Annotated in this window: 17 protein-coding genes; 1 reads left to right on the forward strand and 16 read right to left on the reverse strand. The window is 46.9% G+C overall.

Going from position 1 to position 21,743, the window contains the following annotated elements; genetic code table 11:
- Window positions 1–19: 19 nt before the first annotated feature.
- From ftsZ to ACTNDQ_RS03605, 12 genes are all read right to left on the reverse strand, one after another.
- Entirely contained in the window at window positions 20–1,171 is a 1,152-nt protein-coding gene (gene ftsZ / locus ACTNDQ_RS03550; protein ID WP_015526094.1) for a cell division protein FtsZ, read from the reverse strand.
- Between the two features lie 251 nt (window positions 1,172–1,422).
- Entirely contained in the window at window positions 1,423–2,706 is a 1,284-nt protein-coding gene (locus tag ACTNDQ_RS03555; RefSeq protein ID WP_441063732.1) for a cell division protein FtsQ/DivIB, read from the reverse strand.
- Window positions 2,703–3,983: a UDP-N-acetylglucosamine 1-carboxyvinyltransferase gene (gene murA, locus ACTNDQ_RS03560; protein ID WP_243113446.1), complete on the reverse strand. Its 1,281-nt coding sequence runs from the start codon at window positions 3,981–3,983 to the stop codon at window positions 2,703–2,705. Before murA ends, ACTNDQ_RS03555 begins: the two co-directional genes overlap by 4 nt.
- Window positions 3,984–4,010: 27 nt before the next feature.
- On the reverse strand, window positions 4,011–5,111 hold the full coding sequence (locus ACTNDQ_RS03565; RefSeq protein WP_015526098.1) for an FtsW/RodA/SpoVE family cell cycle protein: 1,101 nt from the start codon (window positions 5,109–5,111) through the stop codon (window positions 4,011–4,013).
- Window positions 5,112–5,165: 54 nt separating this feature from the next.
- The gene (murD, locus tag ACTNDQ_RS03570) at window positions 5,166–6,521 is read right to left on the reverse strand and encodes a UDP-N-acetylmuramoyl-L-alanine--D-glutamate ligase (protein ID WP_441063734.1); all 1,356 of its coding nucleotides are present in this window, start codon (window positions 6,519–6,521) and stop codon (window positions 5,166–5,168) included.
- Between the two features lie 14 nt (window positions 6,522–6,535).
- Window positions 6,536–7,492 carry a phospho-N-acetylmuramoyl-pentapeptide-transferase gene (gene mraY / locus ACTNDQ_RS03575; RefSeq protein WP_015526100.1) on the reverse strand — a complete coding sequence of 319 codons (957 nt, stop codon included), beginning with the start codon at window positions 7,490–7,492 and terminating at the stop codon, window positions 6,536–6,538.
- A gap of 63 nt (window positions 7,493–7,555) precedes the next feature.
- Entirely contained in the window at window positions 7,556–9,322 is a 1,767-nt protein-coding gene (locus ACTNDQ_RS03580; RefSeq protein WP_441063737.1) for a peptidoglycan D,D-transpeptidase FtsI family protein, read from the reverse strand.
- 67 nt (window positions 9,323–9,389) lie between these two features.
- Complete coding sequence (locus tag ACTNDQ_RS03585; RefSeq protein WP_227588587.1) at window positions 9,390–11,459, reverse strand: peptidoglycan D,D-transpeptidase FtsI family protein; 2,070 nt, start codon at window positions 11,457–11,459, stop codon at window positions 9,390–9,392.
- 30 nt (window positions 11,460–11,489) lie between these two features.
- A complete protein-coding gene (locus tag ACTNDQ_RS03590) occupies window positions 11,490–12,059 on the reverse strand; it encodes a hypothetical protein (RefSeq protein WP_015526105.1) in 570 nt (189 codons plus the stop codon).
- Between the two features lie 22 nt (window positions 12,060–12,081).
- The gene (rsmH, locus tag ACTNDQ_RS03595) at window positions 12,082–13,017 is read right to left on the reverse strand and encodes a 16S rRNA (cytosine(1402)-N(4))-methyltransferase RsmH (protein ID WP_320810795.1); all 936 of its coding nucleotides are present in this window, start codon (window positions 13,015–13,017) and stop codon (window positions 12,082–12,084) included.
- A 35-nt stretch (window positions 13,018–13,052) separates the two neighbouring features.
- Window positions 13,053–13,484 carry a division/cell wall cluster transcriptional repressor MraZ gene (gene mraZ / locus ACTNDQ_RS03600; protein ID WP_021651636.1) on the reverse strand — a complete coding sequence of 144 codons (432 nt, stop codon included), beginning with the start codon at window positions 13,482–13,484 and terminating at the stop codon, window positions 13,053–13,055.
- 303 nt (window positions 13,485–13,787) lie between these two features.
- Window positions 13,788–16,832 (reverse strand): glycoside hydrolase family 2 TIM barrel-domain containing protein, encoded by a 3,045-nt coding sequence (locus tag ACTNDQ_RS03605; RefSeq protein ID WP_441063740.1) that lies wholly within the window; start codon window positions 16,830–16,832, stop codon window positions 13,788–13,790.
- A 140-nt stretch (window positions 16,833–16,972) separates the two neighbouring features.
- Here ACTNDQ_RS03605 and ACTNDQ_RS03610 point away from each other — a divergent pair, with 140 nt between their 5' ends.
- Window positions 16,973–17,779 (forward strand): AraC family transcriptional regulator, encoded by an 807-nt coding sequence (locus tag ACTNDQ_RS03610; RefSeq protein WP_441063742.1) that lies wholly within the window; start codon window positions 16,973–16,975, stop codon window positions 17,777–17,779.
- A 194-nt stretch (window positions 17,780–17,973) separates the two neighbouring features.
- On the opposite strand, the gene lgt is transcribed toward ACTNDQ_RS03610, so the two are convergent.
- From lgt to rpe, 4 genes are all read right to left on the reverse strand, one after another.
- Complete coding sequence (gene lgt, locus ACTNDQ_RS03615) at window positions 17,974–19,092, reverse strand: prolipoprotein diacylglyceryl transferase (protein ID WP_288786780.1); 1,119 nt, start codon at window positions 19,090–19,092, stop codon at window positions 17,974–17,976.
- Between the two features lie 56 nt (window positions 19,093–19,148).
- On the reverse strand, window positions 19,149–20,246 hold the full coding sequence (gene ychF, locus ACTNDQ_RS03620; protein ID WP_022426886.1) for a redox-regulated ATPase YchF: 1,098 nt from the start codon (window positions 20,244–20,246) through the stop codon (window positions 19,149–19,151).
- A gap of 145 nt (window positions 20,247–20,391) precedes the next feature.
- Entirely contained in the window at window positions 20,392–21,066 is a 675-nt protein-coding gene (locus ACTNDQ_RS03625; RefSeq protein WP_021651620.1) for a thiamine diphosphokinase, read from the reverse strand.
- 2 nt (window positions 21,067–21,068) lie between these two features.
- A complete protein-coding gene (gene rpe / locus ACTNDQ_RS03630; protein WP_015526113.1) occupies window positions 21,069–21,743 on the reverse strand; it encodes a ribulose-phosphate 3-epimerase in 675 nt (224 codons plus the stop codon).

The following is a 21,743-nucleotide window of genomic DNA, read 5'->3' on the forward strand; positions in this document are numbered from 1 at the left end:
ATCTTATCATGTTCATTTATTATCTGTTCTTAAGAAAATCCGGAATCTGGATGTCCTTTTTCTGAACAGTGCTTGTAGGAGCCTTTGTTCCAAACTGTGTGGAATTCATAGTCGGCAGGCTGAAGCTTGGCATGTTAAGGTTCATACCGCCTGGCTGTGACTGGCTTGTTTTTTTGGTGTTTCCGAATACAGAATTGGAAGCTCTGTTTCCAAATGGTGTGTTCTGAAGGTTATTGTCTGTAAGACCTGTAGCAATAACTGTAATTCTCGCATAATCTGCAACAGAATCATCATACATAGCACCAAAGATGATGTTTGCATCCTCACCTGTAAGCTCCTGTACATAGCTTGCAGCATCGTTGGCATCCATAAGAGAAATATCTCCGGAAATGTTGATGATCACATGAGTAGCACCCTTGATGGTTGTCTCAAGAAGCGGAGAAGATACCGCCTGCTGTACAGCCTCCATAGCCTTGTCATCACCTCTTGCCTCACCGATACCGATATGAGCGATTCCCTTGTCTGTCATGACTGTCTGCACATCTGCAAAGTCAAGGTTGATCAGAGCCGGCAGATTGATCAGGTCTGTAATACCCTGTACTGCCTGCTGAAGAACCTCATCAGCCTTACGCAGTGCTTCCGGCATGGTTGTTCTTCTGTCAACGATCTCAAGTAATTTGTCATTGGGGATGACAATCAAAGTGTCAACTGCTTTCTTCAGATTTTCGATTCCCGCAAGTGCATTGTTCATACGGGTCTTTGCTTCAAAACGGAAAGGCTTGGTAACAACACCGACAGTCAGGATACCCATCTCTTTTGCCGCACCGGCGATCACAGGAGCAGCTCCGGTTCCGGTTCCGCCTCCCATACCACAGGTAACGAAAACCATGTCCGCTCCCTCGATGATCTTCTTAACTTCCTCAATGCTCTCCTCAGCTGCCTTCTGTCCAACCTCCGGCTGTGCACCGGCGCCGAGACCTTTCGTAATTTTCTCACCAATCTGAAGTACAGTCGGAGCTTTACACAGTGTCAGAGCCTGTTTATCGGTATTAACACCTACAAACTCAACTCCGCCAATGGCCTCTTCCACCATTCTGTTTACCGCATTATTACCTGCGCCGCCTACTCCAATTACAATAATTTTCGCAGAAGACTCAGCCTCATTCGTCATTATCTCTAACAATGTACTTCCTCCTTTATTTCTACCTGATATCCGATTCAGTGTAATAATCTATTCCAAGCTACATATACACATAGTTATATCATATATTTTTTTCGGTAATTAATCAACCATTAATTTTGTTTTTTTATACTTTTTTCACTAAATTTCGGCACTGTTTCTATTAACCGAAACATTTACAAAACAATCTCTGGCAAAATGTCCAAATACCGGTACTATATATTAAGAAAGCTTTTTTATCTTTACTCATAATCGGACTCATCACTGTAATCGCTGTACGAATTTTCATCATAATCCTCAGCTCCTTCTTCCTGATCACTGCTGTAATCAGCCTCTTCCTCGGTGCTGTCCGTACTGCTGTCTGAAGAGTCTTCTTCATTTTCTGTATCTTCGTTATCCGTACTCTGAGCATCTGGATCTTCGGAGTCTGTTCCGTCTCCGGCGCTTTCTGCCGAAGCCTGATAATCCTCCAGAGCGCCTACGTAATTGCCATCACGGTCATATTCACTGACTCCGTCATAGCCTCCGTCTTCCCGGTAACCGCCCTTCCAGTTTCCTTTTTCTGCCATGGTTTCTTCTGTAGGGGCTTCGCCTACATAGGTCATGTTGGCATCGTACTCACCACTGCCTGTGTAATCTCCCTCTTCATCATAGCCACCTACCCAGTTTTCCTGCGCATACTCCAGATCCGTCTGCGGTTTCGGTCCTACATAGTTGCCATTTTCGTCGTATTCGCCTTCTCCGGTGTAATTTCCTTCCTCATCATAGCCTCCGGTCCAGTTTTCTGCGGAAGTCTGGCTCTCATCCTGTTCCTGCTCCAGGGTAATGTTCTTGGAATTATCATTTACATTTTCTGCATGGAGAATTCCTTTTTTTTCGGAAATCATCGGAAGGATAGCCAGAACTCTGGTCATTTTGTCTTCCAGATATTCATCCTTTCCAAGTTTAACTGTGATATCCCCGTAAACAAGACTGATCTGTCCGTCGTCTTCAAATTCAATGTGATCCGGAACCTTATCATTTTTTGCAAAAATAGTAGAAAGAGCAACTGCCGTGTTCATCACCGTTTCATCCTTGATGGGGAGTTTCTCGTTCTGGATCACTTTTTTGACTTTGATCCCGTCAAAAAACGGGATTTTTTCGTTACGTTCCGTGGATCCTTCCACAAAAATACCGTTTCTGTCAAAATAAATATAACTGTCCAGATAAGGGATACAGCCAACGATATCCTTCTCCTTCACACTGACACAGATGGTGTGCCGGTTCAGCCTTGTTACGGTATAGCCTTCTATAAAGGGAACATCCTTTGTGTTCTGCTTAGTATAAAGAAGCGGTGCAAGAACAGAATTGGATGCCAGCGGCCCCCTAAGCACCATCTTCCTGATCTGTTTTTCAGAATAATGGCTGCTGCCCATCACCTGCACTTCATTTACCTGATAATACGTAAAAAAGAAAATAATTCCTGCCAGCAGCAGGACAAGAAGTCCGCCAACTGCTTTCAGTGGCTTTTTTTTTGATGTTTTCATAAAGTTCCTCTGTCCTTTATCAGCAGACCGCCCAGTGCGGTCAGATCCTCACAGATATGTTCATAGCCTCTTTCTATGAAACAACAGCCCCGGATCCTGGTAATCCCCTGCGCGGCAAGTGCTGCGATCACAAGTGCCGCACCACCGCGAAGTTCCTCTGCTTCCACAGTACAACCGTTCAGGGGCTGCCCTCCGTATATCACAGCAACTCCATCCCGGATCTGGATCTGTGCTCCCATTTTACAGAGCCATGAAGCTGTTTTATATCTGTCTTCAAAAATCTTCTCGCGGATCCTGCTCACTCCCGGGATCGTAGCCAGTACCGCCATCGCAGGAGACTGCAGGTCTGTAGGAAATCCCGGATAAACTTCTGTTTCCAGAAGCTCCAGGGGAAAACCTGTATTTTTTCCGTTGACTATTAGTTTACCACCTACCCTGCGGCATTGTCCACCCATTTTCCGATATACGTCCAGGATTCCATCCATTTCCTCCAGAGGCGGATTTTCCAGGATGATCTCTCCTCTGGTTGCCGCCGCTGCCATGAGATAGGTTCCGGCGACAATACGGTCTGGTGGAATGCAGCCATCGCCAGCTTCAAGCTTCTCCACCCCTTCAATACAGATACAGCCATTTTCACGAATCCGGATCTTTGCCCCCATTCCGGTAAGATAATGGCAAAGCCAATAAATTTCCGGTTCACAGGCGCAGCCGTTAAGGACTGTTTTCCCTTCTGCAAGGACCGCTGCCAGAATGCCCTGTTCTGTAGCGCCTACACTTCTTTTTTGAAAAAACATCTCTGCGCCCCGGAGTTTTCCACAGGATGCCCGGATCATCCCGCCGTTTTCCACCACAGCTGCACCAAGGCGGCGCAAAACCTGGATATGAAGATCCACCGGCCGCTTCCCGATCACACAGCCTCCGGGATATCCTGTCTGTGCCTTTTTGCTCCGCCCCAGCATTGCTCCCATTAAGATCACGGAAGAACGCATTTTTCCGGAATAACACTCCGGTATCATGGTGCCGTCCGCATGGCTGCAGTCCAGATAAAGATCTTGACCTTCCCACCAGGTTTCTGCCCCCAGATATTTCAGGATCTTTTCCATCAAATATACATCACTGATTCTCGGGCATCCCCGCAGTACACTGGTCCCGGTGCTTAAGAGTGCTGCTGCCATAACCGGAAGTGCCGCATTTTTTGACCCCTGGATCCGGACGCTTCCATGCAGCGGCCTGCCTCCGGTCACGATGATCTCATCGATCTCATTCAAGTATTCCACTCCTAAAAGGGCCTCTTACTTGTTATTCTATGTGATCCTTCCATGTCTGTGACTGCTGACACTTAAGGCCAGCCCCATTTCCCCCAGAAGAAAAACAACAGAAGTTCCGCCATAGCTTACAAAGGGCAGAGTGATCCCGGTGTTGGGAATCGTATTCGTTACTACTGCAACATTCAGGACTACCTGGATCGCCATATGTGCCATGATCCCGGCGCACAGCAGCGTTCCCTGCAGATCCCGGCAGTTTAATGCCAGAATACAAAGCCTCCAGATCAGAATACCAAACAGAAAAAGTGTCAGAAAGGCTCCCAGTATCCCCGTTTCCTCACACACAATAGAAAATATCATATCATTCTGGGCTTCCGGGACAAATCCCAGCTTCTGCAGACTGTTCCCGAACCCCTTGCCGAAGATCCCTCCGCTTCCGATTGCATACAGGCCCTGTATGGTCTGAAATCCTTTTTCATATTTTTCCGGATCCCGCCAGATTGCCAGGCGTTCCAGACGATAACTCTCCGCGGCAAGAAAAACCGCAATAAATCCTATCCCCGCACCTCCAAGTGCGAGAAACTGCAGATACCTGGGATTGGCCACAAAGATCAGCAGCACACCGATCCCCAGAATGATCACCGCTGTGCTTAAGTTATTGGAGCCCACCAGACCTGCTACCGGAAGCAAAGTCATCATAGTCCTGCAGATAAACCAGAATCCGGTTGTTTTGCTTTTTGTATTGCTGATCTGCCACACCAGAAACAATATCACTGCCACCTTGGAAAACTCCGACGGCTGAAAGGAAAGCGGCCCCAGGTTCAGCCACCTCTTCGATCCATTGATCTCCTGTCCGAAAAGCAGGACTGCAGCAGACAGAAAAAGCGAAAAAATATAGGCAGCCGGCGCCAGCTTTACAGACAGCCGGTAATCTACCCGTGATGCCAGATACATAACAAGCAGCCCCAGTGCCGTGGCAAAGAGCTGCTTCTTAAAATAATAGGCAGAGTCGTGGAAACGTACTCTGCCATTATATTCACTTGCCGAAAAAAGCGCCCCGAGTCCCAATACCACCAGAATCAGAACCAGTACCCAGAGAACGGTATCTGTCTTTCCGGTCTGTTTCTGTCCTGCCTTCATGCATGGCCTCCACAGTGGTCTTTATTTCAGCTTATGTATGTATTTTTCGGATTATTACAGTGCTTTTACGTATTCCTTGAACATGTCACCGCGCTGCTCATAATTATCAAACTGTCCCCAGCTCGCACATGCCGGTGAAAGCAGAACTGCATCTCCGGGATTGGCTTTTTCCGCACAGACCCGGACAGCTTCCTTCAGATCCTCGCAGAGGATGATATCTGTAAATCCAAGACGTTCTGCTGCTGCTTTGATCTTCTCTTTCGTCTGACCGATGAGAACAAGATAACGGACTTTTCCGTCGAAGGATTCTATCCACTCATCATAGCTGGATTCCTTGTCATAGCCACCGCCGATCAGAAGAGTCGGACGGTTCATTGCCTGAATCCCCTTGATGGCCGCATCCGGATTGGTTCCCTTGGAATCGTTGTAATATGCAACACCGTTTTTCTCTGTCACATACTCGATCCTGTGTGGAACTGCCACAAACTCACAGACACTCTTGCGGATACTCTCCACAGAAACGCCCGCATAATATGCCATGGCGGCGGCTGCCATTACATTCTCATGATTATGACGTCCCAGGATCTTAAGCTCTTCGGTTTTTACGATCGGGATCTCTTCTTTTTCTGTTTTGAGAATGATCTGGTCTCCGTCCAGATAGATTCCCTGATCCAGTTTGCGAAGACTTGAGAAATATACCACCTTCGGAACGACATTTTCACCGAATTTACGAAGGACTTCATCCTCGTAATTCAGAACACATACATCTTCCGGTCCCTGATTTTTGGTGATCAGCTCTTTTACACGGATGTATTCCTCCATGGTATGATGACGGTTCAGATGGTCCTCTGTGATGTTGAGGATCGCACTTACCTTCGGGCGGAACTGGTCAATAGTCTCCAGCTGAAAGCTGCTGATCTCCGCAACAGTTACAGAATCCTCCCTCATCTCCAATGATTTGGATGTATATGCAGTTCCGATATTTCCTACAACAAATACAGATTCACGGGCATCTCCCATGATCTTTCCGAGGAGTGCTGTTGTTGTTGTCTTACCGTTGGTTCCTGTAATCGCAAGAACCTCTCCCTTGCCTGTACGATAGGCAAGCTCCACCTCGCTCCATACCGGAAGGCCCTTTTCATAGAAGCTCTTTACCAGCGGCAGGTCTGTGGGAACTCCCGGACTTAGCACTATAAGATCAAGACTGTCCAGCGCTCTCTTCGGAAAATCTCCGGCCCAGATTTCCGGGGTGTATTTTCCGTTTGTTTTATGTAAAACTGCCTCTTTATCAAGATCTGCGTTTCCGTCATAGATCACCGGCTGTGCTCCTGCACTTCCAAGCAGATCAGCTGCTCCAATGCCGCTTTTTCCGGCTCCGAAAACGAGAACTTTTTTTCCTTTTAAATCCATTTTTCTGTTCCTCCTTATAATGCCAGGAGAGCGATCAGGCACATAATAGCAGTTACAACAGAGAACACTGCAACAACTCGTGTCTCGGACCACCCACAAAGCTCAAAATGATGGTGGATAGGCGCCATCTTGAAGATTCTTTTTCCGTGTGTTGCCTTGAAATAGGATACCTGGAGCATAACAGACAATACCTCCACAAGGTAGATCAGTCCGACCAGGATGATAAACAGCGGCATCTGCATGGCATAAGCCACACCAGCCACAAAGCCACCCAATGCCAGAGAACCGGTGTCTCCCATAAATACCTTGGCAGGATATACATTAAACAGAAGGAATCCCATCAGACTGCCCACAACTGCACAGGTGATCGGTTCCACACCACTGTTCATTCCAAGGGAAACCACCGTAAAGAATACTGCCACGATCAGGGTAACACTGGAAGCCAGTCCGTCAAGTCCATCCGTAAAATTGACTCCGTTTACTGTACCGATCACCGCAAAGAACAGTACCGGAACCGCAAACCATCCCAGGTTCAGATAATGTCCGCTCCAGAACGGGATCTTCATAGTCAGGGATACGTTGGAATAATTTACAAGATAAAAAGCAAATACAGCTGTCACAACGATCTGCAGTGCCATTTTCTGCCATGGCAGAAGTCCGTCAGAACGCTTCAGAACTACCTTCAGATAATCATCCAGAAATCCGATCAGTCCAAATCCCAGTGTCAGGAAAAGTACCGGGATGATCATCGGATAATCTCTGATATAAAACAGTGATGTTACAGTTGTTGCAATGAGAAAGATCACCCCACCCATAGTAGGGGTACCGTTCTTTTTCAGGTGGGACTGCACACCCAGCTCTCTCTCTGTCTGTCCCATTTTAAGTCTTCTTAAAAAAGGGATAACAATCGGTCCTAATACAAGGCTGATCGCAAATGAGATCAGCACAGGGATCACAACATGAAACTCCATCCTCACACCTCTAATTCTTTCGTTTTTTTATACTTCTTCAACAGTATAAGGCTTTTATCCTCATTAATCAACCCCATCTGCCCGGTTTTCCCCGGATGAAGTTTCCGTAACTGTCCTCTTGATCCCAAGATAGGGAAGTACATTTTCCAAAATACTGCGTACCACCGGTGCGGCAATGATCCCACCATAATACATACCCTGGGGTGCATAGATGATACAAAGAGCCAGGACCTTCGGATCCTCTGCCGGGGCAAACCCCAGGAATGAAGAAATATATCTGCCGGAGCCTCTGGGCAGTGTCTGAGAGGTAGCTGTTTTTCCCCCAATGGAAAACCCCTGGATCCCGGCATTTTTTCCGGAGCCTTCTGAAACTACAGTTTCCAGGATCGTACGTACTGTCCGGGAAGTCTCACCGGACACGATCCCGCTTTCCACCGGATATTCCAGTGTCCGCACCTTTGTTCCGTCCGCACTTTCCACGCTGATCCCAAAATGAGGTGTGATCCGGTTTCCGCCATTGATGATCCCACTGACGGTTGTTGCAAGCTGGATCGGTGTGATCTGAAACGACTGGCCAAAGGATACCGTGGCAAGCTCCACCTCTCCCATATTTTTGGGGTTATGCATGATCGTTCCTGCCTCTCCCGGAAGATCTATTCCTGTTTTTTTCAAAAGTCCGAGCTGTTTAAAATATTTGTAATAACGGTCTGCTCCAAGCCGCAGCCCCACCTCAATAAATACCGGGTTGCAGGAGTTCTGGGCACCTTCTACAAAACTCTGCGCACCATGTCCTGTTCTCTTTGCACAGTGGATCCGCCGGTCCTCCACCACCTTATAGCCCGGACAGAAAAAACGATCCTCTGTTGACACCACTCCTTCCTCCAGCCCTGCTGCCATGGTGATGATCTTAAAAGTCGAGCCAGGTTCATAGGTATCATTCAGGCAGGGGTTTCTCCACATCCGGTTCAGAAGATCCTGCTTCTTTTCTCCCTCTGCTGCTGTTTCTTCTGTATTCAGAGTAAACGGATCGTTCAGATCAAATTCAGGCACATTGACACAGGCATAGATTTCTCCGTTCTGAGGGTTCATAAGCAGTATGGAAACTCTCTCCGCCTGTTTTTCTTCCATGACTTTACCGGCTGCCTGCTGCACATATTCCTGGATATTAACATCCAGACTGGTACGCAGAGTATTTCCTGACACCGGTTCCTTCCTCCGTTCTCCGGTTCCGTCGATCTCCACACCACGTGCATCCGTAACTGTGAGGATCTTTCCGGGCTCTCCTTTCAGGATCTCATCGTATTTCGCTTCAAGACCAATGATCCCCTGATTATCACCTCCGGTAAATCCCAGTACTTTTGAAGCGAGAGATCCATAAGGATAATATCTCCGATAATCCTCATCTACCTTCACTCCCTCAAGGTCATATTCCCGGATCCTGTCTCCAATGCTTTTTTCCACGTTTGTCTGTATTCTTTCAATAGAAGAAATTTTTTCAACCTTTTTTCGGATTTCCTCTTCTTTTACAGACAATGCTCCGGACAGTACACGGATCACTTTTTCAGGATCTTTGATCTGGCTGTGTATCACCGATACTGTGCAGACTGTCCGGTTATCTGCCAGAATATTTCCCCTGATGTCCAGAATCTTTCCCCTGGCTGCTTTTATGTCACGTTCCCTCTCATGAAGATCCTCCGCCTTTTTTGAATAATATTCTGCCCGGACGTTCATAAGATACCAGAGTCTTCCCACAAGTCCCAGAAGAAGCATTATGCAGATCAGAAAAACCATCCATATTTTTTTCCTGTGATAAACCATGGTCCGGATCATAAAAAAATCCCTCTCAGAGGTCGTCACTGTAATATATGACGTTCCCCTGAGAGGGTATTCTTTTTATCTATTCCAGACCGGCCTCCTCGTTGGTAAGACCTTCGCTCTGCATATCGTTATTATCTTCGGTATCACTGTCCTCCGACTCATCTTCCGGCGGACTTGGTACATTCTCATCGGAAATTGCCTCCTTCTGCCCGTCCGCGCCGGTTCCTGTTGCAGAATCGCTGATTCCCTTAAAAAGTTCCCACAGCTCTGTAGTCGGAACTTCTCCATCCTCTGCCTCATCCGGCTGTACATTCAGATATGGAAGTGCTTCGGAAAGGATTCCCTGTGCAATGTACTGTGCGTACGTACTGCTTGCCTGATCATCTACCTTCGGCTCATCCACAACTACATAGATCACAAGCGCCGGATCATCTACCGGTGCAAATCCGATAAAGGATACCAGATACTTGCCATTGCCTCGCGGAAGCTTCTCGGCAGTACCGGTTTTACCACCGGAGCTGTAGCCCTGCACCTTGGAGGTACGGCTGGTACCATGGTCTACGCTGGCAGCCATGTAGGAGCGGATATCTGCAGATATCTTCTCGGAAATCGTCTGCTTCATCAGTGTCGGAGAGATCGTTTTTACGATTCCGCCGCTGCTGTCCTTGATCTTCGTCACCAGATGAGGCTGATAGTAGTATCCTCCATTGATCACAGAACACATTGCATTGATCTCCTGTATCATGGTCAGTGTATAGCCCTGTCCAAAAGCAGAACATGCAAGCTCCGTTTCTCCCATGGTATCGCTGGTATGGATCACACCGCTTCCCTCATTGGGAAGATCGATACCGGTTCTTGTTCCGAAATTGAAAACGCTCTGTGTCTTAAGAAAATTATCTTTTCCCATCTTTGCTGCGATCTGCATCATACCATCGTTGCAGGAATTGGCAATGACATCGGAAAGAGCTTCTGTCCCGTGAGCATCCGGCCATACCGCACATTTGATAAAAGTAGTCGCACCTTCCGCTCCAAAAGACTGTCCGCCGTCACAGACAAAATTATCGCTCTCGGAAATCGCTCCCATTTCAAGTGCGGAGCCCATAACGATAGGCTTTACAACCGATCCCGGCTCGTAGGCATCTGTCACGCAGAAATTACTCCACATTCCGTTCAGCGCTTCCACGGTTTCCTCATCGTTCATGGCAGCGATCTCACTCTGGGAATACACATTTGAAAGATCTCTCGGGTTATTCAGGTCATAACGGTCACCGCCGTCCATTGCCAGGATCTCTCCTGTTTTCGGATCCTCGATGATCACGCCTACATTTTTGGCTCCCATCTTTTCTTCAAAGGTATTTACGTATTTTTCCACGATCTGCTGAAGTCCCAGATCCAGCGAGGTCTCAATGCTTTTGCCATCCGTCGGTTCGATGATCGTCTGTTCTACGTCGGAATTGTTGTTGATGTATCCGTACTGTCTTCCATCCACGCCAGTAAGTGTCGCATTGTAATATCCTTCCAGTCCGGCATCCGCCACATCTCTGGAAAGTGTAAATCCAACGGTATCACAGGCAGTCTCATTAAACGGATAAGATCTGAGATAATCTTCTTCAAACCATACACCTGTGATCCTGGAACGTTCTTTCAGCTGCGTGGCAGTCAGTTCACTGTCGTCTCCCGGATCTTCGTATTTTTCGAAGGCTTTTTTGTCGTCCATGGAAATCTGTTTCTTTACGATCTGATACTGACTTTTTTTTGTACTGCTGTCGGTGAGAAGCTTCCGCATCTCATCTTCATCCAATCCCAGGACTTCCACAAGAGCCTTTATGGTAGGCTCCACAGAATCCTGATCCTTATTGACCTCCAGACAGTCAAGGACCACATTATAGACCTTGTTGCTGGTTGCCAGGATATTCCCGTTCCGGTCATAGATATCACCTCTTTTTGCCGGAAGTGTCTGATTTTCATATTTCTGCTGAGCCTGACTCAGCACCTGCTTTCGATATTTGCTTCCGCTGGTGGCATTGATATAAGTAATTCTTGCCACCAAACCGACTAAAGCCAGCAACACTAAGGAAAATAGTACTGCCAGCTTTTTCTTCATACTGTAATTTATTTTTTTTACCGGCCTGCGCCTTCTTGTACTCAATCGATCACCTGCTTAAAAACTGTACTTCTGTTACTTGTGTGTGTCCACATCCTGATACTGTCTCACATAACTGTTTCCTTCCGTGGTATAGGTCTGTATCTGATCCTCCGAAGGATATTTCATTCCAAGCTCGCCGATAGCTTTTTTCTTGATCTCGCTGATATCCACTGCAGAAGTGACCTGACTGTAATATGCATCGTTATCTTCTTTCAGCTGTGCAAGCTCAGATTCCAGATTTGCAACATTTTTCATACTCGCCGTGATTTCGGATTTTACCTGAAGATAATTGATACAGGTAAAAAGTACCGCGATGGAAACTGCCGTAAGAAACAGAACGAACCCCTTGTTCATGGCCATTGCCTTTTCCCGGTTCCGCTGTGCCTGTCTGCTTACCACCTGTTTTGCCGGTGTCACAGGTACTGCGGATTTCTGTTTTCTTTTCTGAGCCAGCCGTCGCCTTTCCTGTATCTCGGGCAGATCAGTCCTCTGAGGAACTTCCTGCAGCCGTTTTACCGCATTTCCCTGAACATACATTTCTCTGCTGTTCCTGACGGTATTTCGATTTCTTCTGGCTGTAGTCCCTCTTCCTGTCTTCGCCATTTGCCTACCTTCCATCTCTCAACTACATTTTCCGTTCAAAAATACGAAGCTTCGCACTTTTGGACCTCGGATTCTCTTCCATTTCCTCTTTTCCCGGTAAGATCGGTTTCCTTGTGATCACCTTACCCTTGGATCTCTTTCCGCATACGCAGACCGGAAAATCCGGCGGGCAGGTACAGGGATTTTCATTTTTTCGGAAAATGGTCTTAACGATCCTGTCTTCCAGAGAATGGAATGTAATGATACAGATCCTTCCTCCGTCATCCAGGAGATCGATCATGCCGTCCAGGGAATCCCGGAGCACGTCAAGCTCCCGGTTGAGCTCAATACGTATTGCCTGAAAAGTCCTCTTGGCCGGATGTCCTCCTGTAGCTTGTATTTTCATGGGGATCGCACCCCGTATGATCTCTGTCAGTTCTCCGGTTGTCCGGATCGGTGCCTGCTCTCTGGCAGCCACAATGTGTTTCGCTATATTTTTTGCAAATTTATCTTCGCCGTAATCGCGGATAATCCGATACAGCTCCCGTTCCTCATAACCGTTGACTATATCACCGGCTGTACGGCTCTGTCTTCTGTCCATTCGCATGTCCAGAGGAGAATCGTACCGATAGGAAAAACCTCTCTCTTCATTATCCAGCTGATAAGATGACACTCCCAAATCCAGCAGGATCCCGTCCACCTTCTCAATGCCACGGGATCTCAGCTCATCTGCCATGTAACAATAATTGCTGCGAATGATTGTCACCTGATTAAAGACTGACAGCCGTTCACTCGCAGCAATTATCGCATCCTGGTCTTGATCTATGCCAATAAATCTCCCCTTGGCAGAAAGTTTCTTACACACCTCTGTGGCGTGTCCCGCTCCTCCTAAAGTGCCATCCACATAGATTCCATCCGGCTTTACCCTTAAGCCGTCAATGGTCTCATTGAGTAATACAGATTTATGCTTAAATTCCATATCCGTCTCCTGTGGGATTTCTACCTGCGTTATGCTCAAATGACGATTCCTATGTTCTGCATGCTTTCCGCAATGCTGTCCATATCATCATAATTGCAGTTCTCGCTCCACTTCTCTTTGCTCCAAACCTCGATCCGGTTCAGATTACCCGTAAGCACCACATCCTTATCCAGACCAGCGAACTGGCGCAGCGTCTGCGGCACCAGGATTCTTCCCTGCTTATCCAGCTGACATGTTGTAGCTCCGGCTACAAAGAAACGTGAAAAGGTTCTTGCGTCTTTATTTGTAAGTGGTAATGCTCGGAGTTTCTCTTCAAAAGCAACCCATTCATCCATCGGATAAATAGAAAGGCAACCATCCAACCCTCTTGTCAGTACGAACTCTTCCCCTAAGAGTTCCCTGAACCTGGAAGGGATGATCAGACGCCCCTTCGCGTCGATCGTATGATTATACTCGCCCATGAACATGAAACCCACCTACTCTCGTGAAACACGATTCTCCCCTTCGTGCTTCCAGGGTGCAAATGGTGTGTTCTGCCACTCATCCCCATTCGCTACCACTATTCACCACTTTCTACCACTTATGTAATCATTCTAAACTATTTACCATGAAAAAACAAGTGCATATCCAAGTTTTTTTTCATTTCATGAAATATCCACAGTTTTTTTTTCAACCTGTTTATTTTCTGTGCATTATTATGAAATGAAAAAGCTTCCGGACAGTCGCCGGAAGCTTTTTTCTGACTTTATGTTCTGTTATTTTATGACATTTTAAAGGCCTTTGAACGCAAAGGAAAATTTCATCTTTCCATTGGTATCCAGAAGGTATTCCGGATGGGTACGGGCACCCCAGCTGTCATCTCCTCCAACACCCATCTGCGCCTTTGCGGCACGGACAACGGTATAATGGATTGCCGGAAGCTCATAGGGATGCATGGCATTTTCCATTTCATGAGGAGTATATGGAAGTGCCGAGAACATCATCGGGCCGTTTTCTTTATCCATCTCAAAGAGCATTCCTCTACCCTTTCTGTCTGTGATCTTTGCCCAGCGTACTTCCTCTTTGTTTCCGCATTCCTGCGGCACAAGATAGCGTGCCATATTGTCTGTCACGAGATTCTCATAAATGCCGAGCTTTGCGCCATACTTCCGGTCTGCATAAGTCTCTGCCGGTCCCAGGCCGTACCACTGAACATGATCATAATCCGCATTGAATTTAAAGAGTACTCCGAACTCCGGCATATCGCCCAGCTCTTTTACAGGATCATAGGTCAGCGTTGTCTTTACTCTTCCATCTCCGGTTACCTCATAGGCAAGGCGGCATTCACTGGCAGGCGTAGTTGGCAGTATGTAGGTAAAAGCAACCTCCACGCTGTTTTCGTGAACCGTTGTCTCCGGAGCATTGGCCGGACCATACATGCCTTTTCGGTAATCCTTATGACTTGCGTACATGCTGGCGATCTTCCACTGTGCATAGCGCATCTGCATCAGACTTCCGCAATCATTATCTGTAGGTGCTCTCCAGAAGTTGGGCTTCGGAATCGCTTCGATCATTTCTCTTCCTGCATATTTATACGAAACCAGACCACCATTGAGAACGGAAAACAGCACTTCGAAATTTTCTCCGCGGACACCGATGTTATGAAGGCTTCTCACAAGCTCCACGCCACACGCAGGAGCTTCCGGTGATCCTTCCACCTGATAAACATACTGGCCGAAAGCAACCTCATATCCTGCCTCTGCCCAAAGTGTTTTTTCTCTGAGAAGGAAGGCTACGGTTACCGTATATTCGCCCGGGCGCTGCTGTTTTCCAAATGGAAGTCTGTAGGTCTGTTGGCTTAAAGGCTCCACCGCTGTATCCAGTGCCTCTGTGCGGAGGACATGACCGTTCTTTGCAAGAGTCACTTCACATCGGAATGTGTCCGTATTTACAAAAAGATTTTTGTTGATGATCTTAACAGAATCCTCACTTACCTGCGCAGTGATATTCTGGTAGTTGAATTTTACCTCCTGCATCTTTGGTGAAGCATCTCTGTCTCCGCCGTATGCGATACCGTTTCCACTGAAATTATAATCTGTAGGACGTTCACCGAAGTCTCCGCCGTATGCCTGGAATTCTTTACCGTAACGGTCTTTTTTGTAAATAGACTGATCAATGTAATCCCAGATAAAGCCACCCTGATATTTCGGTTCTGTATCTGTAAGGTCTGTATATTTATGCATTGCGCCGCAGGAATTTCCCATTGCATGGGTATACTCACAGCAAATAAACGGCTTGCTGTCATCCTTTGCAAGGAACTCCCGGATCGCTTCTACGGAAGGATACATCTGGCTTTCCATGTCACTGGTGGCATTGTAGCTGCGGTCATGGAAAACCCCCTCATAATGTACCAGTCTTGTAGGATCATTCTTGTGGTAGAACTCAGACATCTCAAAGATATCTTTTCCACCAAAGGATTCATTTCCACAGGACCAGATCAGGATCGCCGGGTGGTTCTTGTCACGCTGATACATGGAATTTACACGGTCCAGCATCATGCCCAGCCATTCCGGTTTGTTGTGCGGAACGATATCCGTGTGATCTCCGGTAAATTCTGCTATATCCCAGGTTCCGTGAGACTCCAGATTGTTTTCTGCGATCATGTAAATACCATATTCATCACAGAGACGGTAGATCGGAGATGCATCCGGATAATGACAGGTACGGATCGCATTGATGTTGTTCTGTTTCATGATCACGATGTCTTTGAGCAGTTCCTCCCGGGACACATGTCTTCCTGTGACAGAGCTGAACTCATGGCGGTTCACACCCTTGAATACGATACGTTTTCCGTTAAGGGTCATGATACCATCCTTCATTTCAAAACGGCGGAAACCGACTTTCTCCGGGATGATCTCCTGGAGCTTTCCGCTTTCATCACTGATCTCCAGCTCCAGATCATAGAGATTCGGCTCTTCTGCACTCCAGAGAAGGGGATCCTGAATCTCCCAGGTACAGGTATCCTCTCCGTTCAGAGATCTTTCCTCCTGCAAAAGGATCTCTCCCTTTCCGGAAAGTGTAAGCTTCATTTTTCCTTTTCCCCAGGTACTGGTCACGATCTCAAGCTCGGCTTTTTTGAGAGTTTCATCCGGAATGGCACGGATCCTGAGATCATATACATGGACATCCGGTACCGTAAACAGATAAACATCTCTGTAAATTCCGGAAAAACGGTAAAAATCCTGATCCTCGCACCAGCTGCTGGCTGTCCATTTAAACACCTGTGCCGCCAGCTTGTTCTCGCCGTCCTTCAGATATTCCGTAAGCTCGAATTCTGACGGAGTAAAAGAATCTTCACTGTATCCCACAAATTTTCCATTGAGCCACAGAGCCAGGCCGCTCTCTGCTCCCTGGAATGAAACAAATACTCTTTTTCCTTTCATGCTCTCCGGCACATGGAAATATCTCACATAGCTTGCCACCGGGTTAAAACGTTCCGGGATCTGTCCCGGATGAAGTTCTTCATGGCCTTCCCACGGATACTGGACATTGGCATACTGCGGTGCATCATATCCTTCCATCTGGATATGTGCCGGCACATAAATGTCCTCCCAGTCCTTACAGGAATATGCTTCTTCCTCAAAGCCCGGGATAGCAGATGCATAGTTCCGTGCATAATGGAACTTCCAGAGACCATTCAGACTGTGACGGAAAGAAGTTTTCCCATCTTCTCTCTCTTCCTCACAGCGATAATATGTATGATCTGAGTGGGCATCCATTCTTCCGTCGCTGAAATACCGGGGATCTTTTAACAGAGAATGATCAAATTTTTTCATTTTTTCCTCCTGCCCGGCAGATTCTGTTTTTTCTGCCGGATCCTTCGTTTTTTGTGCTATGATCATTATAGTATAATCCACCGGATTATGATATAATATGTTTCGCCAAAATATATAACATTTAGAAACAGGTGAATATCATGTCGATCTATTTCAGAAACACTCCGGTCAGTGCTCCCTTCATGTTTGAATCTCTTGGGAACCACTGGAATCAGGTTAATATCTTCCGTCCGGACGGATATCCGTATTATCATTACCTCCAGACTGAAAAGGGTACCGGACGCATTGAAGTCTGTGGAAAATTTTATACTCTCGGAGCCAACGAGGGCATCCTCATCGCCCCCGGTGTCCCTCATTCCTATCACAGGGAGTCTACTTCCTGGACCACGATGTTTGCCACCTTCACAGGAACACTGGCAGGCAGCATTCCTTCCATGACAGGCAACCAGGAAGTGATCCTTATCGAAAAGGAACAGGGGGCCAGTATCCGGAAAATGATTTCTTCTACCTTGCGTAAATATCATCAGCCCACACCGGATATGAAATCTCTTTCTTCCGACTGCTATAATTTTCTTATGAATTTTACAGACTGTGCAGCTTCTCCGAAGATACAGGATAATCCTCTCTACCAGAGATATGTGATCCCGGTAATAAAAGAAATCGAAACCGGTTATCAGCAGGATATCACTGCAGCGCAGCTGAGCCGGAGCGTTTTTGTCTCTCCGCAGTATCTTTCCCGTCTGTTCCGCCGTTTTATGGGCTGCTCGGTTTACGAGTACGTTACCATGTACCGCATCAGCCGCGCACGTGAGCTTCTGCTTTCCAGACCGGATATGAAGATCCAGGATGTTGCCGGCGCTTCCGGATTTTCCGATGCCAGCCACTTTATCGCCATGTTCCGTAAAGTCACAGGCACAACTCCTCTGGATTTCCGAAAGATGTACTGATATATTCCTACTGCACAGCACAAAAACTGCCCTGCCGGAAACGTCGTAGAAGACGTTTTCCTGCAGGGCAGTTTTCTTCTGCTCTTATCAGCCAAATGCCGGTATCCTATCCTATATTCTGATCCATCAGACAAAAGCAGCTGTATCCTATATCTGTTTGCTCTCAGTTTCCGTAATATAATTCCAGAATACGGTCAACTCTTTGGCTGGCCTCCAGATTCTTCAGAAGATCGCTCCTGCTCCTGATCTGGCTGTCCAGCTTCTTCCGTTCCTCCTGCAGCTGCTGCAAAAGTGACGCTTTCCGAAGAGCTTCCTCTTTCTTCTGTATCTCGTTCTGATCCATTTTTTTCTCCCTGTACAGTCTCTGTTTCCAGATTCTCTGCTGCATTTTCCCGTTGCTGTTCCGCTTCTTTCTCTGCCTGCTGATCTTTCTCGATCCTTCTCATCCGTACTTTTGCCCGCTTTCTGGACATCACGCGTTTCACTGCAACTACCACGGTGCAAAGAACAAAAAGTATTACCGAGATCACCAGTGAAACATCCACGCCGGTTCCCGGAAACAGTATTTTATCTGTGCGGAACCACTGGAGCACTGCTCTTCCAAGACCATAGCCTGCCAGATATCTCAGAAAGATCTCTCCCTGAAATACTTTTTTGCGAAGCAGCATCATAAGCACCAAAAGCACAAGCAGACACCAGAGACTTTCATAGAAAAACAAGGGCTGTACCAAAATCCAGGTACCACCGTCCACGGTTTGAAGCTTTTCACGCATAGCCGTGGTGACCTCTCCTGCCCGTACCGCAGTCAGCGGCAGCTGCATGGAAAAAATGTTGTCTGCATATTCCCCGAAAGATTCTCTGTTAAAAAAGCTTCCCCACTTTCCTATTATCTGCCCGATCAGAAGTCCCATGCAGGCAAGATCTGCCATCTGCCAGAAGGATTTCTTTCGGATCCTGCAGTAGACCGCACCACCCAGCACACCGCCCAGAAGTCCGCCATAAAACATAAGTCCTCCGGACCGTATATTCAGAAGCTGTCCCGGGTCATTTTTATAAAGGCTCCAGGAAAAAGCCGCATAAAGCAGCCTTGCCCCTGCCACACCGGAAAGCAGCGTTATGATGGCCAGATCCAGATATGCATCCGGATCTTCATGATTTCTTCTGGCTTCCAGTACCACAAAAAAGATTCCCAGAAGCATTCCTATCGCGATCAGGACGCCATAGATCGTGATCTCAAAGCCAAAAATCTCAAAGGATCTCGGCACATGATCCAAAACCAGATTTAATCCGGGAAACCGAATTGACATATCCATAAAATCACCTGTTATAATTTTTCAGCTTACAGCCGGTATTTCACAGACGTTGGTGATCACACGTTAAATCTGAATAAGATCACATCTCCGTCCTGTACAACGTACTCTTTTCCTTCCATACGTACAAGGCCCTTCTCTCTGGCACCTGCATAGGAACCGCAATCCAGAAGATCCTGATAATTCACAACCTCTGCTTTGATAAATCCACGTTCAAAGTCTGTGTGGATCTTACCTGCTGCCTGCGGTGCCTTGGTTCCGATCTTGATAGTCCATGCTCTTGTCTCATCCTCTCCTGCTGTCAGGAAGCTCATAAGGCCAAGAAGGTGATAGCTTGCGCGCACCAGCTTCTCCAGGCCGGATTCTGTCAGTCCCAGATCCTCAAGGAACATCTTTCTCTCATCCTCATCCAGCTCGGAGATCTCCTCCTCGATCTGCGCACAGATCACAAATACCTCGCTGTTCTGTTTGGCAGCGTATTCACGTACTGCCTGTACATACTGATTGTTCGCCCCATCATCTGCGATATCATCCTCTGCAACGTTAGCCGCATAGATCACCGGTTTTGCAGTAAGAAGATTATAGGTTGCAAGCCATGCATCCTCATCTTCGTTCTCTGTTTCCAGAGTAATGGCAAGCTGTCCCTCTTCCAGATGTGCCTTTACTTTTTCAAGGAATGTAAGCTCTTTGGCAGCTTCCTTATCCATACGTGCAGTCTTGGTAACCTTGGCAATTCTTCTCTCGAGGATCTCAAGATCAGAGAAAACAAGCTCCAGATTAATAGTCTCGATATCGCGGAGCGGATCAATGCTTCCATCTACATGAACAACATTGGAATCCTCAAAGCAGCGTACCACGTGAACGATAGCATCTACCTCACGGATATTTGCAAGGAACTGGTTTCCAAGTCCCTCTCCCTTAGATGCGCCTTTTACAAGACCTGCAATATCGACGAATTCGATCACTGCCGGTGTTACTTTTTTTGATTTATAAAAATCTCCGAGAAGATTCAGTCTCTCATCCGGAACGGTTACAACACCCACATTGGGGTCGATAGTACAGAACGGATAGTTGGCGGATTCTGCTCCGGCTTTTGTCAGTGAATTGAATAATGTACTTTTTCCTACGTTAGGAAGACCTACGATTCCTAATTTCATCTCTCTATATACGTCCTTTCGATATATTTATTTACAGTATTTTTCAGATACTCTTTAAACAGGCCTTTCCGTTTTTCAGGCCATTCCTGTCCCATATTACCATACACAGCCTGAAATCGCAACTGTGAGGCATTTATTGTTACTGTCAGTCCCTGGACATGATCATCAGAAGCTGCCCGCTTTCATACAGGATCTCTGCGGTTTCTTCCGAAATCTCATTGCTGACGGTCAGGCCACTGTCTTCTACTGTCAGATGATATCCGTTCAGCGGATACTTAAATCCCCTCAGAGTGAGACCTGTCACATCACCTCCCACAGTAAAGAATGAAACATATTTTCCAAATTGCTCCTCTCTGTGCAGTATGGTTCCGCTTTCTGCAAGTGTGATATAATTCCACTGATCTGCGATCGCAATACGAACGCCCTGTTCCTTACCCATGGAAAGCAGTCCCAGATTCGCCAGCACATGATCCAGCCTTGTGCCGGTAGCTCCCAGGATCAGGATATCCTTTGCACCCTTGCGGATCATCTGGTTTACCGCAGACTGTGTATCCGAATCATCCTTCTCTGGCTTCAGCCTGATGATCTCCGGTCCCTTCAGGCTTTCCATATATTTTTGGCCTTCTTCGGAAAGACTGTCAAAATCCCCAATTGCAAGATCCGGAATAAATTCCCGGTTTTTCATAAACCATTCCATCCCCTTATCTGCAGCAACAAGAGTGATTTTCTCTCCTCGGCTTTCTTCTATTCTTTTTTTTAAAAAATCGAGGGCAAAACCATTCTGGATATTGCCCCCGCTGATTATTATTGTATCGATCATTTTCAGTCCAGCTCTTTTTTGATATTGTGGATTTTTTCTGTAATGTGTCTTACATTGGCTGCCACATCGCCCTTAAATACCCAGGAACCTGCGACCATGAGGTTTGCACCGGCACGCATAACCGTCTCCAGTGTATCATCATTGATACCGCCATCTACCTGGATATCAACATCCAGCTCTTCTTCATCAATAAGCTCACGAAGCTCCTGGATCTTCTCCGTGCATTCGTCCATGTATTTCTGTCCGCCAAATCCTGGCTGAACAGTCATTATCAGCACCATATCCACATCTTCAAGAAGATGGCTGATGTCATTTACCGGTGTGGATGGCTTGATCGAAACTGCCGCCTTTACCCCTGCTGCCCTGATCTGCTCCAGTGTACGCTCCAGATCCTCACATGCCTCCGCATGTACAGTAATGGAATCTGCTCCGCATTCTACAAAATCGCGGATATATCTTTCCGGTTCTGTTACCATCAAATGTACGTCGAAAAACATGTTGGATTCTTTCCGGATCGATTTGATCACCGGCATTCCAAAAGAAATGCTGGGAACAAAATCTCCATCCATAACATCAATATGCAGATATTCAACGCCTTCCTTTTCCAGAATTTTGATCTGTTCTCCCAGTCTGTTAAAATCTGCTGATAAGATCGACGGGCACAATCGGTATTCCAT

Source organism: Blautia massiliensis (ex Liu et al. 2021), from assembly GCF_052064225.1.
Classification (GTDB): domain Bacteria; phylum Bacillota; class Clostridia; order Lachnospirales; family Lachnospiraceae; genus Blautia_A; species Blautia_A fusiformis.